Origin of the sequence: Oscillibacter ruminantium GH1 (assembly GCF_000307265.1) — a bacterium.
GTDB lineage: Bacteria > Bacillota > Clostridia > Oscillospirales > Oscillospiraceae > Oscillibacter > Oscillibacter ruminantium.
The window spans coordinates 630,575-649,549 of sequence record NZ_DF158896.1; the positions used below are offsets into that span (position 1 = coordinate 630,575).

The window sequence follows — 18,975 nt, forward strand, 5'->3', positions numbered from 1 at the left end:
AAGATCGATTATGGGAGTATTTGAGTTTGTGTTGGCAGCCAGCCCCATCGCATTTGTTTTAGTGGGGATTCTGGCATTTAAGAAACCGGCGATGAAGGTCGCTCCACTGGCGCTGATTTGGACGCTGGTTTTGGCGTTTACCTATTTCAACGTGACCGGTCTTACCTTTAAGGAGAATGTGGCGGCCTATGACGCGCTGCTCTGGAAAGGGATCAAGGAGGGCGGCAAAATCGTCGCCATGGTATTCGGAGCGTTCGTGATTCTCAACACTCTGAAAAAGACCGGCGCGATTGAAGACGTGAAAAACACCGTGGCCCGCATTTCCGGCAATGACCGCCGGGTGCAGCTGATCGTGGTGGGTCTGATGGTTCCCATTTTTCTGGAGGGCGCTGCGGGTGCGGGCGCTCCCGCAGCCATTGCGGCTCCGTTTCTGGTGGCGCTGGGCTTTGACCCGATCGTGGCCATTGCGGTAGCTCTGCTGGGCGATGCGACTCCCTGCTCTTGGGGCGGAGCGGGCCTGACCACCATCTCCGGCGGCGCGGCCTTGGTAGATGCAGGCATTTCCACCGCAGCGCTGAACTCCGCCATGGTGGGCCGCATCCATATGTTCGGCGTGATGGTCATTCCCTTCATCATGGTGGCGATCGCGTTTGGCCGCAAGGGCTTTAAAAACATCGTTCCCTACCTTTGCTATACAGGCGTTACCACCGGGGCCACCATGTTCTTCCTCAGCAACTTTGTCGGCCCGGAGATCACCTCCATGGGCACCGGCATCTTATCCATGCTGTTTTCCGTGGCCTATGTGAAGCTGGTTCCCATCAAGACACCGGAGGAATTCCGTTACAAGGCCCCCGAAAAGGTGGAGCGGAAATACAGCGCATGGCGCGCCATGTCTCCTTATCTCTACATGCTGATCCTGCTCCCCGCCGTGCGGTACGGTGTGCCCGCCTTTGTTGAAAACGGCTTTGCACTCATGTGTACCTTCGGCTATATCGTCTGGGTGGATGTGGTGATTTTCCTCTGCGCCGTGTTGGGCGCCATCACGCTGGGGATGCGGGCCGAGGATTTCGGCGGCGCGTTCAGCGGGATTACCGGGGGCGGCTCCGTCACTGTGGCTCGCGCGGGCAAAAATGGGGAGACTGTCTATGAGCAGGTCAGCGTGGCGCAGGCCCGGGCCATGGAGGGCCATACCTTCTTCTCCGACGCCTCAGCCTGTGTGAAAAACTTCCCGGTCGCGGTGGGAAAAGCTTTGCGCCGCAGTGAGTTTGGCTCTGTCTGCAAAACCACAATCGGTTCTGTCTGCCCTGTTTTGGTGACGATGGGAAGTCTTCTGGTTCTTGCTTATATCATGCAGTCCTCCACCACCGGCATGATGAGCCTCATCGCGGGCGACATCTCCGATCTTGCGGGGACGTTCTATCCCGCCGCCGCCGTGTTTATCGGCACCATGGGCTCCTTTATCACCGGCACGGGCCTCGGTTCCAACATTATGTTCGCGGGCATGCACACGCAGGCGGCCACAACGCTGGGCATGAATCCCATCACGGTGTTTGCCGGACAGAACGCTGGCGCGTCTCTGGGAAATCTAATCTGCGCCAACAATACCGTGGCCGCCTGTGCCACCGTTGGCCAAGTGGGCAACGAATCCAAGGTTATGCGCAAAACCCTTCCCGCCTGCGGCATTTTGGTGGCGCTGTACATGGTGCTTTCCATGGTGTATACGCTGGTGATGTTCCCTAATTTTGGGATGTAACCGGCTCTAGGGGGGACAAAGTCCCCCCTAGATACATGCTTCCGGCGTTGCCGGAAGTGCAATATCCGCCAGCGTCCGCATGCGGACGCTGGCGGGGGCGTTCAGACCACGTACACGCCGCGGCCTGAACCAATTGAAAAAATCGCGTGAACAACAGGAGGAAACAAACTATGAAAACAAGAAAAGTCGGAGTTATCGGCCTGGGCCACGTGGGCGCACATGTAATGTATTCTCTGGCGGTGCAGGGCATTGCGGACGAGATTGTTTTGGTGGATCAAAACGAGGCCAAGGTCAAAAGCGAGTGTCAGGACCTGTTTGACGCCGTGGCGTACCTGCCCCATCGGGTGAAGGTCAGCGTGGGCGATTTTCCGGATTTGGGAGACTGCGACGTGATCGTCAACTCTACCGGAAAGATCGACCTGCTCCGGGGCAATCATAACCGGGTCACGGAGATGGACTTCACCATCCCCGCCGTTCGGGGCTATGTGGAAAAAATCAAGGCCAGCGGCTTTTCCGGCGTGTTGGTGAACATCACGAACCCCTGCGACATTGTGACGAGGGAGCTGGCTATGGGTCTGGGCCTTCCCAAGGGCCGGGTCTTCGGCACCGGTACGGGGCTTGACACCGCCCGGCTCATTTCCACGCTGGCCCGCCAGACCGGGATTGACCACAAGTCCATTACCGCCTATATGCTGGGCGAGCACGGTAACGCCCAGATCGCGGCTTGGTCCGCCGTGTCCTTCCGGGGCCGCAGTCTGGATGATTGGGCTGCCACCGGCGATCCCCGCTTCCAGTTTGACCGGGAGGCGCTTCAGAAGGAGTCCATCGGCGCGGGCTGGGCCACGTTTACCGGAAAATTCTGCACGGAGTACGCAATTGCCACAACCGCCGCCCGAATGGTACACATCGTTCTGCACGACGAAAAGCAGATCATGCCCGCTTCCGCAGAGCTGTGCGGGGAGTATGGCGAGAGCGGCATTTATGTGGGCGTTCCCTGCGTCATCGGAAAAGACGGCGTGGAGGAAGTGGTGGAACTGCCTCTTTCCGCCGAGGAAAAGGCTGCGTTCCACAACTGCTGTGAGGAAGTGCGGCACAATATGGAGCATCTGAAGGAAATTTGATTTCCCCTGAAAAAGAAAGGCTCGTGGATAACTTTTAGTTATCCACGAGCCTTTTTATACGATTTGAAATCAAATCAGGGTGTCCAGAACGGCCTTGAGGTCCGCGATGATGTCCTCCGGGTCCTCCAGACCCACGCTGATGCGCACCAGCCCCTCGCTGATTCCGGAGGCTTTCAGCTCCTCCGGTGTATAGGTAGAGTGAGTCATGGAGGCGGGGTGTTCCACCAGCGTCTCCGCGTCGCCCAGAGATACGGCGATGGTGCACAGTTCCAGCTTGTTCAGCGCGGCGGCGGTGGCGGCGCGGTCGGATTTCAGCTCAATGGACATCATGCCGCCGGGCTGCGACATCTGCTTTTGGGCAATTTCCCGGCCCTCAAAATCCGCCAGACCGGGATAGTAGACCTTGGCGACGGCGGGATGACCGTGGAGGAATTCCGCCACCTTTTGGGCGTTGGAGCAGTGGCGGTCCATGCGGATGCTGAGGGTTTTCAGACCCCGGGCAATCAAAAATGCGTCAAAGGGACTCATGACCGCGCCGGTCATATCTTTCAGACCAAACATCCGGCACTGACCAATGAAGTCCGCCTTGCCCACCACGAAGCCGGCAATCACGTCCCCGTGGCCATTGATGTACTTGGTGGCGCTGTGGACCACCACATCCGCGCCCAGATCCAAAGGCCGCTGGAGGTAGGGCGAGCAGAAGGTGTTGTCCACAATGACCCGGATGGCGGGGTTGAAATCGTGGGCCATCTGGGAGGTAACGGCGATGTCGATCACCTTCATGGTGGGGTTGCAGGGCGTTTCAAAATAGACCACCTTGGTCTTGCTACTCAAGTGCTTTTTCAGATTTTCGGGATTGCTCAGGTCGGTGAGGATCACATGGACGCCGAACTTGCCCATCCCATGGACCAGCAGGGCATAGGTGCAGCCGTACAGCGTTTCGTCTGCCAGAATCTCGTCCCCCGCCACCACGGATGTCCACAGGGCGGAGGAGATGGCGCCCATGCCGGAGGCGGCGGCCAGCGCGGCTTCGCCATTTTCCAAAGAGGCCAGCTTTGCTTCTGCCTGGGTCAGGGAGGGGTTGCCAAGGCGGGTATAGATATAGCCGCCCTCTTCCCCCGCAAAGCGGGCGCCGCCCTGCTCCACCGAGGCAAATTCAAAGGTGGAGGTCTGGTAGATGGGTGTGCACAGGGAACCGGCGGAATTGGCTTCCTTTCCGGCATGGATCTGGCGGGTAGAGAAGCCCAGCTGCTTTTCGTTTTTCATGGTACCATCCTTTCATCAGGCCCGCGCAGGGCGGGCAAATTTTTAACGGTGGATGACAGGGCCAATCCGGTTTCTTTCGGATTGGAAACAGGGACAATTTGTTAAAACGAAATTGTGCAATAACCACATATAAATAGGAAGCAAAAATGTAATTTATATGATCTATTAACAATATAGCATGATTTTTAAGCGGGCGTTAGCATGTGTTTTCGGAAATCAGTTGCCTAAAATTCAGATAATAAATTGACAACGTTCCCGAAAATTTTTATAATAAGTTCAAAGAACAGATTCGGAAGGAGGGGTCGGATGACATTCCAACAGCTTACTTATGTGGTGGAGGTCAGTAAATGCGGCTCCATTAACAAGGCGGCGCACAACCTGTTCCTGTCCCAGTCCGGAATTTCCACTGCGATCCGGGATTTAGAGGACGAGCTTGGCGTTCACTTTTTTAACCGCAGCAACCGGGGCGTGGAATTTACCCCCGAGGGCGAGGAATTTGTGTCCTACGCCGTTTCACTTTTGGAGCAAAAGAGCAGGATTGAGAGCCTGTATACCAGCGCCCGCTCTGCTCCGACTCCGGTGCGCTTTGCCGTTTCCACCCAGCGCTATCCCTTTGCGGAGGACGCATTTTTGCGTCTTTTAAAAGAGGTGGACGCACCGGGGTACAATTTGTCTATTCGGGAGACGGGAATGGACGCGGTGATTCAGGACGTATGCGAGCATCGGGCGGATGTGGGCGTGATTTTTCTTTCCGATCTGACGGAGAAAATTATCCGCCGCCGGATGGACGCGCAGGATGTGGAATTCCATGAGCTGGAAGCGGTGCCCCCCTGTGTTTACCTCCGCCGGGATCACCCGTTGACGGCGTGCGCGTCTTTAACGGAGGCGAAACTGGCGGAATATCCCTATGCCTGTTTTGAACACGACCAGGGCGCTGCGGCGGATTTCTCGGAGGAATACCGCCTGCTGCCCGAGCGAAAGCCGGCCAAGACCATCTGCGTGAACAGCCGCACGGCGATGATGGAGGTGCTGGCGGCCTCGAATGCGTTTACCACCGGCAGCGGCCTTTTGACTGCGGGGCTGAGCGACGAACGGGTGATCTCCATTCCGCTGGAGGGACGGGGCAATGTGCGGCTGGGCTGGATTCGGGCGAAAAGCAAGAAGACCTCGCCGCAGGCGGAGCAATTCCTCCGTTTGCTGGCGGAGGCCGCAGCGGAGGCTGCGGCCTATACCCGCACCGTTCAAAAGCGGCAGATCGTCCACCGGGGATGATCGTGGGTCGAAATTAGAAGGGGGCGGGATGCGGCCCGAATCTTCCCGCCCGCTTGAAAAGGCAGATGTAAACAGGAGGCGGGCATTTTTTGCCCGCCTCCTGTTTGTGTTGCTATGGATGGTTTCCCGTGGGGGAACCGTTCTGTGGACACTTTTCCACAATTTTATATTTTTGTGGAAAAAAGGCTGCGGCCCATCGCTGTCATGCGGCGGCGCTGATGCTGCGGAGCATCATGCTGTCGCCTCCGGAACTGCCAAAGGACATTTGCAGGTTTGCAAGACGACTTAGATCAATACTGTCCAGCTTGCTCAGATCAAGACGCATCGTGACCAGCGGGGTAAAGGTGGAATATTCCTGAGTGGGATTGCCGTCCCAGCCGGTTTTTTCCGTCAGCTCGCCCTCCTGCCAGAGGAGGGCGGCAGCGCTGGGGTCAATAGCGGATTGGGCGGTTTTTCCGTCCGCGTCCGTCAAGAGCAGCGTCAGGGGCTGTCCGCCGCTGTTTTGGGAGTCTGTACTGTCAAGCGCCATGTCAATATCCAGAAAACGGCAGACTGTAATATCGCCCGCCGCCGGAATTGTCACATGTGAATCCGTCCCGCTCCAGACAATGCGCTGCAAGTCATAACGTCCCAGACTGGACCCATCGGGCAGTTTGAAGGTTTCCACCGTGTTCTGATCCGGCAGATAGCTGGCAATCTCTCTGGTGGCGGCCGCGCTCCCAGCGCAGGTAAGCAAATCGTCACTTTCCGCCGTATAGAGCATCTTTGCCGTGCCGGAGTGGACCCGCAGCAGAACGTCACAGCCGTAGGCAGAACTCTCCAGCGGAGAAGCTGACGCAAAAACCGACTGTCCCGTTGTGACGGCGCTTTTTACAAAGTCGGTAAGATAGCCCGCCAGAAAATCGCGCTGCTGCTGGGCGGGCATCAGCTTTGCCAAATTGGCCTCCTCGTGGTTCAGATCGGGCTGAGTTAGTTGGGTGTTGAAATAGGCATGATTGGCGTTTTTTAGACAGATCAGCTCCGCAGTGCTGGTATACTGCGTGTCCGCGATCAGGTCTTCATATATGTCGCTGCCGTCCAGCGAGATCACATCGCCGTCCATCTGGGGAATGATGATGCCCACCGGCACATTTGGGAACGGGATTTCCCACTCCTTATAGGTGGCGGGGGCAACACAGACTGCGCCTGCCAGCTGCATCCCATCCGGAAGACTTTTCGCGCATTCCAGCACGTCCATGCCGCCGCGTGAGTGTCCCATGAGCACGATCTTGCTGAAGTCACCAACACAGGACCGGAGAGGTCGTAGCCAAACACCTTTTTGTCGCCGTCCACTGCCTTCTTGAGAAGGGCCAGCTGCTGTGCCACGACTTGCCGGGTGCGTTCGTTTCCGTTGGGTTCGCCGTCTTCAAAGGAATAGTTGATGGCCACGTTCAGGCTGACGACCAGATTGCCTTGCTCGCTCAAGGCTCGCGCAAGATAGTCAAAGCCGGTGTCATAGCGGGACTCGGAGGCTTTTTCAATGGGGTGCGAGCCATGAATCAGCACCACCACCGGGCAGCTTTTTTTGCCGGGATTCCAACCAGACCCTGCATTTCATAAGCAATCTCTCTGCCGTTGGAGTCGGTCAGTGTGCCTTCCCCCAAGTTGTAATCCAACAGATTGCTTTCCGGTGCAGGCTGCGTTTGTGCGCCGCAGCCGGTTAAAGCAATCAGCAAAACGCCGATCAAAAGACTTGCAATTTTTTTCATAAAATCTCCTAATTTAACGGCGGCACGCCTGATGACACGCCGCCGTTTTGTTTTATATCATCATCTGCCGACCGACATGAATTCCACGATAGACATTCCGTAGCTTTCGTTCATAATAATGGAAACCTAATCCTTTGTCCATGTGAGGGTCTTGGAGTCCATCGCCTGCGTCTCGTCGGCAACCCGAGGCTCGCCAAAGACGGCGGTCATGATGGACTTCACTTCCTCCGGGGTTTTATCGGTGAAAGAAGCAGAAACGGAACTCACGGTCTGATCCTCCGCATAAACAGGTTCCAACGTCACGGGGGTTCCGTCCAGTGAGGTCGTATAGGAGCGGCCCAGCAGGGTGGAGCCGTCCTCCGTCGGGTTCTCGGTTCCGCCGTTGAAGAGATCCTTCACGTCTGCGTCCGATTTTCCCAACAGATCCGCAACCGCCGTCAGAGAGCCGCTCGGCACCGTTTGGCCGCCTGTCTCTCCGGGAGCCGAACTTGCTCCGCCGGACACGGAGGAGCCGGAGAAGTTGGAAGAGCCAGAGGCATTTGCGGGCGGAGTCTGGGGATTTGTGTTCTGCTTTCCGCAGCCGGTTAGAGCCAGTATGGAATGATTCTGCGAAAGCCGCTTTGACATTTCGAGACGGCAATGATTTCCCGCTGCCGCCCCGTTGGAAGAAACAAAATGCGGACCTCTTGAGAAAGTGTGCTGATTATGATACATTATAAGAACATGTTTAGATCTTGTAAAAAAGAGGAGTGAGGTGCGGGGTGGAAGGCCGTCAGGAAGAAAAATATATTCGGATGACCACAGAGCCGGTGGGGCGGCTGATCTGCGAACTGGCTGTGCCGTGTATCATTAGTATGCTGGTAACGTCCATTTACAATATGGCGGACACCTATTTTGTCGGAAAGCTGGATAGCAACAGCGCCACCGGCGCGGTGGGTGTGGTATTTTCCCTGATGGCGGTGATACAAGCCATCGGGTTTTTCTTTGGACACGGATCCGGCAACTATATCTCCCGCAAGCTGGGCGAGCAGGACGGAGCCGAGGCCCGGCGGATGTCCTCCACCGGGTTTACGCTGGCGCTGCTGGCGGGCGCGGTGCTGTGTGTGCTGGGGGAGATTTTTTTAACGCCTCTTGCGAATCTGCTGGGCGCCACGCCCACCATTCTGCCTTACGCCAGAGACTATATGCGCATCATTTTGATTGGCGCACCGTGGATGACGGCGTCTTTGGTGCTGAACAACCAGCTGCGGTTTCAGGGCAGTGCGGCCTATGGCATGGTGGGTATTTCCGCCGGAGCAGTGCTGAACATCGCACTGGACCCGGTGTTCATTTTTGCCCTGAAAATGGGCGTTGCCGGCGCCGCACTGGCAACCGTGCTGAGTCAGTTCGCCAGCTTCTGCCTGCTGTTGTGGCAGTGCGGCCGGGGCGGAAATCTGCGGCCCCATTTGAAGGACGCGCAGATCAAGCGCTTCTATTGTCAGGAGATTGCCCGGGGAGGACTGCCGTCTCTGGCCCGGCAGGGCCTCGCCAGTCTTGCCACCATCTGCCTGAACCGCTCTGCCCGGGGATACGGCGACACGGTGATCGCCGCTATGGCGGTGGTGACAAGGGTGATGATGTTCGGTGGTTCCGCGCTGATCGGCTTTGGGCAGGGATTTCAGCCGGTGTGCGGTTTTAATTATGGGGCAAAACTCTATCATCGCGTGCGGCAGGGCTTTTGGTTTTGCGTCAAGTGGGGCACTGCGTTTTTGTTGGTGGTGTGCGCGTTGGGCGCGGTCTTCGCGCCGGAGCTGGTGGCGCTGTTTCGCAACGACCCGGAGGTGATCCGGGTGGGTGCGCTGGCCATGCGGTGTCAGTGCGTGGGCTTTGCGCTTTCAGGCTGGGTGGTCATCAGCAATATGACCCTGCAAACCATTGGAGATACCGGCCCCGCCACGTTTCTTGCCGCCGCGCGGCAAGGTGTGTTCTTTATTCCGGCGGTGCTGATCCTGCCGCGGCTGTTCAATTTGTGGGGCGTGATTCTGGCGCAGCCGGTATCGGACATTCTGGCGTTTGCCGTGGCGGTGCCGCTGATGCTGCGGGCGCTGGGGAAAATGCGGGAAACCGGAAAAAACTGACGCAGCCGCGAAGCAGTTGACAATTTCGCCCGGACTGGATACAATAAGAGTTCAGTGAAAACAGAAAATAAGTAGAACCTATTAAATATAAAGGAATGAAGAATATGGCACAGGACAAAAGACAAGTGGACGCCATCACGTCCCGGGATACCGATTTCGCCCAGTGGTACACAGACGTGTGCAAAAAGGCGGAACTGATTGATTACACCAGCACGAAGGGGATGTTTGTCCTGCGGCCATACGGCTACGCCATTTGGGAGAACATCCAGAACATTCTGGACGCCGACTTTAAGAAGACAGGCCACACCAACGTGTCCATGCCCATGCTGATTCCCGAATCCCTGCTCCAGAAGGAGAAGGACCACGTTTCCGGCTTTGCGCCGGAGTGCGCTTGGGTCACCATGGGCGGCAGTGAGAAGCTGGAGGAGCCGCTGTGCGTCCGCCCCACCTCTGAGACGCTGTTCTGCGACCATTGGAGCCGGGTGGTTCACTCTTGGCGGGACCTGCCCATGCTTTATAACCAGTGGTGCAGCGTGCTGCGGTGGGAGAAGACCTCCCGCCCCTTCCTGCGTCACCGGGAGTTTTTGTGGCAGGAGGGTCACACCATCCACGCCACACCTGAGGAGGCCATCGCCGAGACGGAGCAGCAGCTGGAGTGCTATGCTTCTTTCTGCGAAAATGTGTTGGCCATGCCCGTCGTCCGGGGCAGGAAGACCGAAAAGGAAAAGTTCGCCGGAGCGGAGGCCACCTATACCATTGAGTGCATGATGCACGACCACAAGGCGCTTCAGGGCGGCACCAGCCACTATTTCGGCAACGGCTTCCCCACGGCGTTTGACATTACCTTTACCGATAAAAACAACCAGCAGACTCATCCCTACGAGACTTCCTGGGGCCTTTCCACCCGGATTATCGGCGGCATCATCATGACCCACGGCGACGACAACGGTTTGGTTCTGCCGCCCCGGATCGCCCCTGTGCAGGTGGTGGTCATTCCTGTGGCGATGCACAAGGACGGCGTTCTCGATGCGGCGGACGGCCTGAAAAAGCGCTTGCTGGATGCGGGCCTGCGGGCGAAGCTGGACGATTCCGACAATTCCCCCGGCTGGAAGTTCGCCGAGTACGAGATGAAGGGCGTGCCTTTGCGGGTGGAGATCGGACCGAAGGATATCGAGAAAGAGCAGTGCGTCGTGGCGCGGCGGGACACCGGTGAGAAGGTATTCGTGCCTCTGGCAGAGCTGGAGAGCAAAATCAAGGAGCTGCTGGACGCAGTTCACGACAACATGTATGCCATGGCGCTGAAGAACCGGGAGGACAACACCTTTGATATCAAGTCCCCCGCCGAGGCTAAGGCCATTGCCGAGGGCAAGGGCGGTTTCCTCCGCTCCAAGTGGTGCGGTGCGCTGGAGTGCGAGATGGCAATGAAGGAGCAGGCGGGCGTTACCTCCCGCTGCATGCCGCTGGAGCAGAGCGGCACCGAGGGCGTGTGCCCCGTGTGCGGCAAGCCCTGCAAGACCGACATCTATTGGGGCGTGGCCTATTAAGCACCTGACGGAGCGTCCGCTTTGCGGAAAAGACCAGACCAAATTATTTCACGGACTGTGAACCATCAAACCGGGCTGAGAGCATTGCTGCTCTCAGCCCGGTTTTTTTGTGCGGACCATGGGGACCGATATCGTGGCAAGCAAGGAAACAGGAGGCCGTCCGGATAGGGACGGCCTCCTGCTTTGTTCACGGGTAGGTAAAAATGGATGGGTTCCACAGTTCAAATGTTGAAATTGCCGCACTTTCGGCGGAGTGCTTGCTGCTCAGTGCTCCGCAGGTGGAAAATTCAAGATGAAGGTGCTGCCGGTTCCAACCTCGCTGCGCAAAACCACGGTGGCCCCCAGATAGGCCGCGCCGTGCTTTACGATGGAAAGGCCCAGTCCGGTTCCGCCTCGGGAATGACTTTTATCGACCCGGTAGAACCGTTCAAACACCCGATCCCGGGCCTCGGCGGGAATCCCAACGCCGGTATCTTCCACGGTGAGACGCGCGCCCTTGCCTGTGTCCTCAACGGTTACGGTGACACTGCCGCCATCTCGGTTATAGGCCACGGCGTTGTCGCAGAGATTGTAGACGATCTCCTCAAGAATCTGAGGAACGCCACAGGCCATTGCCGGGCCACCCTTCAGAGAGAGGGTCAGATTCCGTTTTTCCGCGGCGGGGCGCACCTGCTCCAGCACATTCTTTGACAGACGGTACAGATCCATCTCTTCCCAAGGACCGTCCGCGCCGCCCTCGTCCAGACGGGAGAGTTTGATGATGTCGTTTACCAGCTCAATGAGACGTCCGGCTTCCCGGTGGATATTGCCCGCAAAATGGCCCACGTCCTCCGGCTTCACCATACCGTTTTCCAAAATCTCCGCCGTGCCGGAAATGGCGGTGAGAGGCGTTTTCAGCTCGTGAGAGACGTTGGCGGTGAACTCCCGCCGCAAACTCTCTCGTTGTTCGCGTTCCGTCACATCCAGAATCACCACCACCGCGCCGCCTAAGTGCCCATCCTGCATGACGGGGCTGGCAATGATCTGGCGGCAGAGGGTTTCCCGGCGTACCATCCGTTCGCTGCGCCGACCGGCCAGCGCCTCTTCCACGCAGCGGCGGAAGCCTTCCTCCCGGCTGAGAACGAAAGCGCTGGTTTCGCCCGGAACCGGAACGCAGTCCGTTTCCAGCAGGCGCAGCGCCGCAGAGTTGTTGCTCAGAACCCGGGTGCGGATATCCAGCACCAAAAAGCCCTCGCTCATGTTCTCTGTGATGGCGGAAAATTCTTCCTGACGGCGGCGAAGCTGATCCATCTGCTGACGAATCTCGTGGTTTTGCATCCGCAGGCGGGTCAAAAGGGGGGTCAGCTCTTCGTAAAAATCCTCGGAAGTCCCGCCGGGATTATTTAAATCCAACTCGTTGATGGGGCGGACAATGCTCTTGGACAGACGGGAGGCCAGCATTGCCGCCAGAATCATCGCCGCGATGACCACCACCAAAATGGGCTGCACCGATTGCAGAACCAGCGCCCAGACGGAATACTGGGTGCTGGCCGCCCGGACGACGGTTCCGTCGTCCAGCCGAACGGCGCAGTAGATCGCGGTTTGGCCCAGTGTGTCGGACCAGCGGACGGCGGTGCCCTTGCCCAGCGACATGGCTTCTTGAATTTCCTCGCGGGAGGCGTGGTTTTCCATGGTGGAGGCGTTCTGCCAGTTGTCATAAAGGACAGTTCCGTCCTGTCCCACCCAAGTCACGCGGCTGGAAATATTCAGCCCTTCAAAATAATCGATGCCGCCCAAAGCCGTGCCCCGGGCGATGGTGACGGCCTGCTGATTCAAATCCGCTTCCGTTCGGCTTTCAAAGTACCCGTGCAGCACACCCACGACCAGAGCCAGCGCCGCCAACAGCGCCGCCAGCGACACGACGAGGATGGAGCGAAAAATTCGTTTTGTCATACTGTCTCTCCAATTTTATAGCCGTAGCCCCGGACTGTCTCAATGCACTCTCCCGCGTCTCCCAGCTTTTGGCGCAGGGTGCGGACGTGAACGTCCACAGTCCGCGTCTCGCCGGTGAAGGCATAGCCCCAAACACTTTCAATGAGCTGTTCCCGGGAGAAGACCTTTCCCTTGCTGCGGATCAGAAGGCAGAGCATTTCGTACTCCTTCTGGGTCAATGCCACATCCCGCTCGCCCACGCGGACGATGTGCTTGGCGGGGATTACCGTCAGGTCCCCCGCCCGGAACTGCTCTTCTGTCGTCTCCGTTCGGCGCAGCAGCGCCCGAATGCGGGAGAGAAGCTCCATCATGCCAAAAGGCTTGGCCACATAGTCGTCCGCCCCGCCGTCCAGACCCAGCACCTTGTCGTACTCCGTGGATTTTGCGGTCAAAAGGATAATGGGCAGGCGGGCGGTTTTTCCGTCCGCCCGCAGTTTTTTCAAAATGGTGAGGCCGTCCTCCTCCGGAAGCATCACGTCCAGCAGCAGCAGCGAAGGCAGCGCCTCGGCGCAGGCATCCCAAAATGCGGAGGGCCGTTCAAAACCCTTCGCCTCCATGCCCTGACTGTTCAGCGTGTAGATTACAAAATCCCGGATACTGTCGTCGTCTTCCAGCAGATAGATCATCCTTGGCCCCTCCCGAAAAAATGAACTGCCGGTTTCAACCGGCCAAGACAGCACCGCGTAATTGGCGCTCAGCGCCAAAAATCATGCGGCGTTGCCTTAATTGTTGTTCGAATGGACACCCGTCAGGGAATACTCCACCCATTCGGCGACATTGGTGGCGTGGTCGCCGATCCGCTCGAAATACTTCGCCACCATCAAAAGGTCCAGCGCCAGCTCGCCCTTACTGCTGTCGGTGGAGATCATGCCGACGATTTCCTTTTTCACGTCCTGAAATAAAGCGTCCACCTTGTCGTCCGCCGCGCACACGGCGCGGGCCAGCTCCAAATCACGCTTTACAAAGGAATCCACGCTGTCTGTCACCATGGAGATGGTGGCGCGGGCCATATCTCCGATGTGAGTTCGCCCGGCATCGGACGCATCGGCTACGTAGCCGCTCAACTCTGCGATGTCTGCCGCCTGATCGCCAATGCGTTCCAAATCGGAGATCATTTTCAGTGCCGAGGAAATTTCCCGCAGGTCCTTTGCAACAGGCTGCTGGCGCAGCAATAGCTGCAAGCACAGCCGCTCCACGTCGCTCTCCGCCCGGTCGATTTCCTCCTCAGCCTCACGGGCTTTGTCCGCCAGAGCCGCGTCCTGCTCCAAAAGGGCTTTGGCGGCGGCGGAGATCGCGTCTTCGCACAAAGCGCCCATGCGGATCAACTCCAGATGAAGCCGTTCCAGCTGTTCGTCAAACTGTGTTCTCATGTTATCCGCTCCCTTTCTCAACCAAATCTGCCGGTGATATAGTCCTCTGTCCGCTTGTCTGTGGGATCGGAGAACATCTGCTCCGTGCCTCCGAATTCCACCAGTTCACCCAAAAGGAAAAAGGCGGTCTTGTCAGAGATACGGGCGGCCTGCTGCATGTTGTGGGTCACCATGACCACAGTATACCTGCTTTTCAGCTCTGCTGCAAGATCTTCTATCTTGGATGTGGAAATGGGGTCCAGCGCGCTGGTGGATTCGTCCATCAGAAGTACCTCCGGCTCCACCGCCAGCGCCCGGGCGATGCATAGCCGCTGCTGCTGCCCGCCGGAAAGACCCAGAGCAGAGGTTTTCAGCCGGTCCTTCACCTCGTCCCAGATGGCGGCGGACTGCAGGGAAGTCTCCACGATCTCGTCCAGCTTTGCCCGGTTGCGGACGCCGTGGGTCCGGGGACCATAGGCCACGTTGTCATAGATGCTCATGGGAAAGGGATTGGCCTTTTGAAAAACCATGCCGATCTGGCGGCGCAGGCCCGTCACATCCACCGACGGGTCATAGATATTCTGATCCCGAAAATTGACCTCTCCGGTGATGCGCACACTTGGAATCAGATCATTCATGCGGTTCAGCGTTTTCAGAAAGGTGGACTTTCCGCAGCCGGACGGGCCGATCAGGGCCGTGATCTGGTTGGCGGGGATGTTCACGTTGATGGAGCGCAGCGCCTGATGGTCGCCATACCACAGGTTTAAATCTTTAACAGAGAGAATGGGGTCCATGGCTTCACTTCCTTGTCTGGTTCAGACTGCCTGGGCAGTCTTGAAAATGTCGGCGGGGTTGGGTAGGCTGGATATGCGGTGTGCAGCGGGGACTGCGCAAAAGACGGCGGCTCACTGCTTTTTCAGTCTCCGACCGGCAAAGCCGGCGGCCAGATTGATGGCCAGAGTCAGCAGCAGCAGAATCGTGGCGATGGCGAAGGCGACCGCCGTCTCGCCCCGCTCGTTGGCGTAGATATAGAGCGCTACGGTCAGCGTGGCGGAGGAGGAGTGGAGCGCGGTGGCGAAGTCGTTGAGCACCAGACCGAATCCGGCTGTGTACAGCAGAGCTGCGCTCTCTCCAACGATGCGGCCCACGGCCAGAATGCAGCCGGTCACGATGCCGTCCACCGCCCCGGGGAGCACCACGGTGCGCACCATGTGCCACTTGCCGGAACCAAGCGCCAGCGCTCCCTCCCGATAGGACTGGGGAACGGTCTTCAGACTTTCCTGCGTGGTGCGAACGATGGTGGGCAGAATCATGATGACCAGCGTCAGTCCGCCGGCCAGAATGCCGTTTTGCAGATTCATGAACTGCACAAAGATCAGCATACCCACAAGACCGTAGATGATGGAGGGGATACCAGCCAGAGATTCGGTGGCAAATTCTATGATTCCAACCAGACGGTGGCTGGTGGCATACTCCGTCAGGTAAATTGCCGCGCCCACACCGATAGGCAGCACCAAAACCATGGCCACCAGAATGATATACAGGGTGTTGACAATGTTGGGCAGGATGCCGATGGTGTTTTTTAGATAGCTGGTCTGGCCGCTGAGGAGGGGCCAAGTCAGATTCGGCACGCCCCGAAAAAAGATATAGCCGATCATAAACGCCAGCAGCGCACAGGTCAGTCCGCCGGCCAGCCACAGCAGGGTGCGCATGGTGCGGTCATAGAACAGACGGCGGGAAGACAGTTTTTCCACAGCTTACCCCTCCTTCTTCCTCTTGATGAACAGGTTCAAAATCGCATTGATCAGCATGATGAACAAAAACAACACCAGTCCGATGGAAAATAGAGACTGCTGATACAGGCTTCCCACCGCGGCATAGCTCATGCCGGAGGTGATGGCGGTGGTCAAGAAGCGAACGCCGGTCAAAAGGCTCGGCATATTGGAGACGTTGCCCGCTACCATGACGATGGCCATGGCTTCGCCGATGGCGCGGCCCACGCCCAGCACCACCGCCGCAGCCACGCCGCTGCGGGCGGCGGGGAGAGTGACGCGAAAGATCGTCTCCATCTTCGTGGCTCCCAGTGCCAGCGACGCTTCTTCATACTCCTTGGGGACGGCGTTGATGGCTGTCTCGGACACATTGACGATGGAGGGCAGGATCATCACCGCCAACACCACAATCGCCGCCAGCAGACATGCGCCGGAGCTGAGGGAAAACGCCCGTTGGATGGCGGGAACCAGCACGATCATACCCACTAAACCGTATACTACCGACGGAATGCCCGCCAGCAGCTCCACCGCCCCGCGAATGACCTTAGCCACCTTGGGCGGCGCGACCTTGGAGAGGAACAGCGCCGTGAACAGCCCCACGGGAACGCCGATCAGAATGGCGCCCGCGGTGCCGTATACCGAGGTGAGGATGAAGGGCAGAATACCGAACGACGGCTCCCGCGTGGTGGTGGCAGGCTCCCAGACCTGCCCGGTGAGAAAGTCCCAAAGGCCGATCTGCCGGATGGCGGGAACGCCGGAGACAATCAGATAGACGCTGATGACTAGCACAAACCCAACAGCCAAAATGCCGCACAGCAGAAACAATGTGTGCATGACCACCTCCAGCGGCTTTTTCCCACCGGTCTTTTTAGCCGGTGCGGGAGAGGATACCGCGGCGGCGTTCGCGGCGCGCTCCGGCAGGGGAGCGGCCATGTTTTCAGATGAACCGTATTCCAAAATGCGCTCCTTTCCAGCCGGACAGCCCCCGCCCAATGGAGCGGGGGCGCACCGGCGAGAGGCGAAATCGTTTTTAGAGGGAGGGTTTATTTCGCGGCGGGCACAGCGCCGGCGGCCCGGATGAGGTCGTTGGCGGCGGTGGAGGTTGCGAAGTCAAAGAAGGCCTGCGTCGCGGCGGAGAGGGTGGCGCCCTCCTTGGTCACCAGAACGAAGGGCCGCTGAATGGCATAGCTGCCGTCCAGAACCGTCTCCTCCGTGCAGGCAACGCCGCTCACGGTAACAGCCTTGATGCCGTCCTGCCCCTCTACTGCGGAGAGAGACGCGTAACCGATGGCGCTGGGGTTGTTTTTCACGGCCTCAATGACCGCGCCGGTGGAGGTCAACTCCTGAGAGAGGACGCAGGCGTCGGCAGTGCCGGTGATGGACTCAAAGCCATCCCGGGTGCCGGAGCCGGACTCACGGCCAATGCAGGCCACAGCGCCCGCGTCTCCGCCCACGGCGGACCAGTCGGTGACGGTACCGGTGAACAGCTGAGCGATCTGATCGACGGTCAAATCCTCCACCTTGCTGTTCGCGTTGACGATGACGGCGATGCCGTCCAGCGCCACGGTGGTGGCAGTGAGGCCCGCCTCGCTGTCCTTCAAACCGCGGGAGGCCAAGCCGATGTCGCAGGTCCCGTTGCTGACGGCCTCAATGCCCGCGCCGGAACCGGTGGGGTCATAGCTGACGGTCACGCCGGAATTGTCCGCCATAAACTGCTCGCTGAGTACGCCGATCACCTTTTCCATGGAAGTGGAGCCGTTGGTAGAAACGGTGCCGCTCAATGCGCCGCCGGTGGAAGCCGCAGTGCCGGAGGACGCGGCGGGGGCGGAATTATTGTTGCCGCAGCCAGCCAGAAGGGCGGCGGTCATACCCAATGCAAGAAACAGACTCATTGCTTTTTTCATCTCAATAATCTCCTTTTGCTTTTTCGTTAATTGTTTGATATTCCCTTGATGTACCCTCAGTATACCTGCTCTTACATCAAAACCGTTACCATACCTGTGTAAAGTATTTGTAAAATGGAGAATTTTACACAAACTCTGTCGGCTAATTCAAATGCTTTTCATTTCCTGTGAAATCGTCTTCATTTTACTGAGCTTTTTAACAAAAGCAGTCCCCCGGCGTACATGCCGAGGGACTGCTTTTCAAATTTCTTCACATGTTCCATGGAGGATTTTACAAAGTTACGGCTCCAGTTTTACTCCTGCGGCTTTGGCGGCGGCCTCAATCACATGACCCGCAAGCACGGTGGAGGTGACTGTTCCAACGCCGCCGGGGACCGGCGTGACCGCTCCCGCCAAAGGTTCCACACTGGGAAAATCCACATCGCCGCACATAGTTCCGTCTGCGCTGACGTGGATACCCACATCAATGACGACCTGCCCGCGGGAGACGCAGCTGCCGTCCACGGCTCCGGCCTTTCCGGCAGCCACGATCAGTACGTCCGCCTTCTGGCACTCCTCCGCCAGATTCCGGGTGTGAGTGTGGCAGATGGTGACCGTGGCGTTGCGCGCCAGCAGCAGCATGGCGGCCGGTTTTCCAATCACCAAGCTCCGCCCCACCACAACGACCTTTTGTCCGTCTAAAACACAGTGATAATGGTCCAGAATCTCGACGCACGCCTGCGCGGTGCAGGGCGGATAGCCCGCGCCCTTTCCCGTGAATACGCGGGAAAGGGACCCGCTGGTAATGCAGTCTACATCCTTTTCCGGGCGCAGCGCCTCGCAGGCTGCGTGCTCGTCTAAATTTTTGGGTAAAGGCCGCAGCATCAGACAGCCGTGGATGCCCGCATCCTCGTTGACCGTTTGGATTGCGCCCATCAGATCTTCCTGTGTGCACGCGGCGTCCAGCGTCAGCTTTCGGACGTTAACGCCCAGCTTTTCACAGCGCTTTACCGCGCCCCGTTCATAGGCCAGATCGTCCGGCCGCTCTCCAACCCGCAAAATTGCAAGCGTGGGTGTCACACCGTGTTGGGCCAGCCGGGCCGCTTGCGCCGTCAGGCGCTCGCTCAGACTGGCTGCAACCTCTTTGCCGCTCAAAATCGTTGCCATCGTCTCGTTCCC

The 18,975-nt window shown here is 58.2% G+C and carries 17 protein-coding genes; 5 read left to right on the top strand and 12 right to left on the bottom strand.

The window, feature by feature from the left end; translation table 11 throughout:
- The first annotated feature begins 10 nt into the window (after nucleotides 1-10).
- Nucleotides 11-1,753 carry an L-lactate permease gene (locus ON16_RS03040; RefSeq protein ID WP_040659268.1) on the top strand — a complete coding sequence of 581 codons (1,743 nt, stop codon included), beginning with the start codon at nucleotides 11-13 and terminating at the stop codon, nucleotides 1,751-1,753.
- 170 nt (nucleotides 1,754-1,923) lie between these two features.
- On the top strand, nucleotides 1,924-2,874 hold the full coding sequence (locus tag ON16_RS03045; RefSeq protein WP_040659270.1) for an L-lactate dehydrogenase: 951 nt from the start codon (nucleotides 1,924-1,926) through the stop codon (nucleotides 2,872-2,874).
- A gap of 69 nt (nucleotides 2,875-2,943) precedes the next feature.
- On the opposite strand, the gene megL is transcribed toward ON16_RS03045, so the two are convergent.
- Nucleotides 2,944-4,140, bottom strand: a complete 1,197-nt coding sequence (megL, locus tag ON16_RS03050; RefSeq protein WP_040659272.1) for a methionine gamma-lyase — start codon at nucleotides 4,138-4,140, stop codon at nucleotides 2,944-2,946.
- Nucleotides 4,141-4,446: 306 nt separating this feature from the next.
- On the opposite strand from megL, the gene ON16_RS03055 reads away from it, so the two are divergent.
- On the top strand, nucleotides 4,447-5,412 hold the full coding sequence (locus tag ON16_RS03055) for a LysR family transcriptional regulator (RefSeq protein ID WP_040659274.1): 966 nt from the start codon (nucleotides 4,447-4,449) through the stop codon (nucleotides 5,410-5,412).
- Between the two features lie 202 nt (nucleotides 5,413-5,614).
- Here ON16_RS03055 and ON16_RS03060 read toward each other — a convergent pair whose 3' ends face one another.
- The 3 genes from ON16_RS03060 to ON16_RS03070 all read right to left on the bottom strand — a co-directional run bounded on the left by ON16_RS03060 (nucleotide 5,615) and on the right by ON16_RS03070 (nucleotide 7,616).
- The gene (locus tag ON16_RS03060) at nucleotides 5,615-6,670 is read right to left on the bottom strand and encodes a hypothetical protein (RefSeq protein WP_040659276.1); all 1,056 of its coding nucleotides are present in this window, start codon (nucleotides 6,668-6,670) and stop codon (nucleotides 5,615-5,617) included.
- A 280-nt stretch (nucleotides 6,671-6,950) separates the two neighbouring features.
- Nucleotides 6,951-7,160, bottom strand: coding sequence for a hypothetical protein (locus tag ON16_RS03065; protein ID WP_040659278.1), 210 nt, complete (start codon nucleotides 7,158-7,160; stop codon nucleotides 6,951-6,953).
- A 126-nt stretch (nucleotides 7,161-7,286) separates the two neighbouring features.
- Nucleotides 7,287-7,616, bottom strand: coding sequence for a hypothetical protein (locus tag ON16_RS03070; RefSeq protein WP_144032038.1), 330 nt, complete (start codon nucleotides 7,614-7,616; stop codon nucleotides 7,287-7,289).
- Between the two features lie 305 nt (nucleotides 7,617-7,921).
- On the opposite strand from ON16_RS03070, the gene ON16_RS03075 reads away from it, so the two are divergent.
- Together ON16_RS03075 and proS are read left to right on the top strand one after the other, a co-directional pair.
- Nucleotides 7,922-9,277 carry an MATE family efflux transporter gene (locus ON16_RS03075; protein WP_040659282.1) on the top strand — a complete coding sequence of 452 codons (1,356 nt, stop codon included), beginning with the start codon at nucleotides 7,922-7,924 and terminating at the stop codon, nucleotides 9,275-9,277.
- A gap of 104 nt (nucleotides 9,278-9,381) precedes the next feature.
- Nucleotides 9,382-10,821, top strand: a complete 1,440-nt coding sequence (proS, locus tag ON16_RS03080) for a proline--tRNA ligase (protein ID WP_040659284.1) — start codon at nucleotides 9,382-9,384, stop codon at nucleotides 10,819-10,821.
- A gap of 264 nt (nucleotides 10,822-11,085) precedes the next feature.
- Here the strand turns inward: proS and ON16_RS03085 are convergent, their stop codons facing one another.
- The 8 genes from ON16_RS03085 to ON16_RS03120 all read right to left on the bottom strand — a co-directional run bounded on the left by ON16_RS03085 (nucleotide 11,086) and on the right by ON16_RS03120 (nucleotide 18,963).
- Nucleotides 11,086-12,753 carry a sensor histidine kinase gene (locus ON16_RS03085; RefSeq protein ID WP_040659287.1) on the bottom strand — a complete coding sequence of 556 codons (1,668 nt, stop codon included), beginning with the start codon at nucleotides 12,751-12,753 and terminating at the stop codon, nucleotides 11,086-11,088.
- Nucleotides 12,750-13,418 (bottom strand): response regulator transcription factor, encoded by a 669-nt coding sequence (locus ON16_RS03090; RefSeq protein WP_040659292.1) that lies wholly within the window; start codon nucleotides 13,416-13,418, stop codon nucleotides 12,750-12,752. Before ON16_RS03090 ends, ON16_RS03085 begins: the two co-directional genes overlap by 4 nt.
- A 96-nt stretch (nucleotides 13,419-13,514) precedes the next feature.
- Nucleotides 13,515-14,162, bottom strand: coding sequence for a phosphate signaling complex protein PhoU (gene phoU / locus ON16_RS03095; RefSeq protein ID WP_040659295.1), 648 nt, complete (start codon nucleotides 14,160-14,162; stop codon nucleotides 13,515-13,517).
- A gap of 17 nt (nucleotides 14,163-14,179) precedes the next feature.
- The gene (pstB, locus tag ON16_RS03100; protein WP_040659297.1) at nucleotides 14,180-14,935 is read right to left on the bottom strand and encodes a phosphate ABC transporter ATP-binding protein PstB; all 756 of its coding nucleotides are present in this window, start codon (nucleotides 14,933-14,935) and stop codon (nucleotides 14,180-14,182) included.
- Between the two features lie 111 nt (nucleotides 14,936-15,046).
- A complete protein-coding gene (gene pstA / locus ON16_RS03105; protein WP_439645730.1) occupies nucleotides 15,047-15,853 on the bottom strand; it encodes a phosphate ABC transporter permease PstA in 807 nt (268 codons plus the stop codon).
- 45 nt (nucleotides 15,854-15,898) lie between these two features.
- Nucleotides 15,899-16,870: a phosphate ABC transporter permease subunit PstC gene (gene pstC / locus ON16_RS03110; protein ID WP_434220984.1), complete on the bottom strand. Its 972-nt coding sequence runs from the start codon at nucleotides 16,868-16,870 to the stop codon at nucleotides 15,899-15,901.
- 86 nt (nucleotides 16,871-16,956) lie between these two features.
- A complete protein-coding gene (locus tag ON16_RS03115; RefSeq protein WP_040659301.1) occupies nucleotides 16,957-17,817 on the bottom strand; it encodes a phosphate ABC transporter substrate-binding protein in 861 nt (286 codons plus the stop codon).
- Nucleotides 17,818-18,096: 279 nt separating this feature from the next.
- Nucleotides 18,097-18,963, bottom strand: coding sequence for a bifunctional 5,10-methylenetetrahydrofolate dehydrogenase/5,10-methenyltetrahydrofolate cyclohydrolase (locus ON16_RS03120; RefSeq protein WP_040659303.1), 867 nt, complete (start codon nucleotides 18,961-18,963; stop codon nucleotides 18,097-18,099).
- Nucleotides 18,964-18,975 lie beyond the last annotated feature (12 nt).

Excerpts from the sequence above, each read along its gene's own strand:
- ON16_RS03040 (WP_040659268.1), top strand. The coding sequence starts at position 11 with ATGGGAGTATTTGAGTTTGTGTTGGCAGCCAGCCCCATCGCATTTGTT.
- ON16_RS03045 (WP_040659270.1), top strand. The coding sequence starts at position 1,924 with ATGAAAACAAGAAAAGTCGGAGTTATCGGCCTGGGCCACGTGGGCGCA.
- megL (WP_040659272.1), bottom strand. The coding sequence starts at position 4,140 with ATGAAAAACGAAAAGCAGCTGGGCTTCTCTACCCGCCAGATCCATGCC.
- ON16_RS03055 (WP_040659274.1), top strand. The coding sequence starts at position 4,447 with ATGACATTCCAACAGCTTACTTATGTGGTGGAGGTCAGTAAATGCGGC.
- ON16_RS03060 (WP_040659276.1), bottom strand. The coding sequence starts at position 6,670 with ATGGGACACTCACGCGGCGGCATGGACGTGCTGGAATGCGCGAAAAGT.
- ON16_RS03065 (WP_040659278.1), bottom strand. The coding sequence starts at position 7,160 with ATGAAAAAAATTGCAAGTCTTTTGATCGGCGTTTTGCTGATTGCTTTA.
- proS (WP_040659284.1), top strand. The coding sequence starts at position 9,382 with ATGGCACAGGACAAAAGACAAGTGGACGCCATCACGTCCCGGGATACC.
- ON16_RS03085 (WP_040659287.1), bottom strand. The coding sequence starts at position 12,753 with ATGACAAAACGAATTTTTCGCTCCATCCTCGTCGTGTCGCTGGCGGCG.
- ON16_RS03090 (WP_040659292.1), bottom strand. The coding sequence starts at position 13,418 with ATGATCTATCTGCTGGAAGACGACGACAGTATCCGGGATTTTGTAATC.
- phoU (WP_040659295.1), bottom strand. The coding sequence starts at position 14,162 with ATGAGAACACAGTTTGACGAACAGCTGGAACGGCTTCATCTGGAGTTG.
- pstB (WP_040659297.1), bottom strand. The coding sequence starts at position 14,935 with ATGGACCCCATTCTCTCTGTTAAAGATTTAAACCTGTGGTATGGCGAC.
- pstA (WP_439645730.1), bottom strand. The coding sequence starts at position 15,853 with ATGCGCACCCTGCTGTGGCTGGCCGGCGGACTGACCTGTGCGCTGCTG.
- ON16_RS03115 (WP_040659301.1), bottom strand. The coding sequence starts at position 17,817 with ATGAAAAAAGCAATGAGTCTGTTTCTTGCATTGGGTATGACCGCCGCC.
- ON16_RS03120 (WP_040659303.1), bottom strand. The coding sequence starts at position 18,963 with ATGGCAACGATTTTGAGCGGCAAAGAGGTTGCAGCCAGTCTGAGCGAG.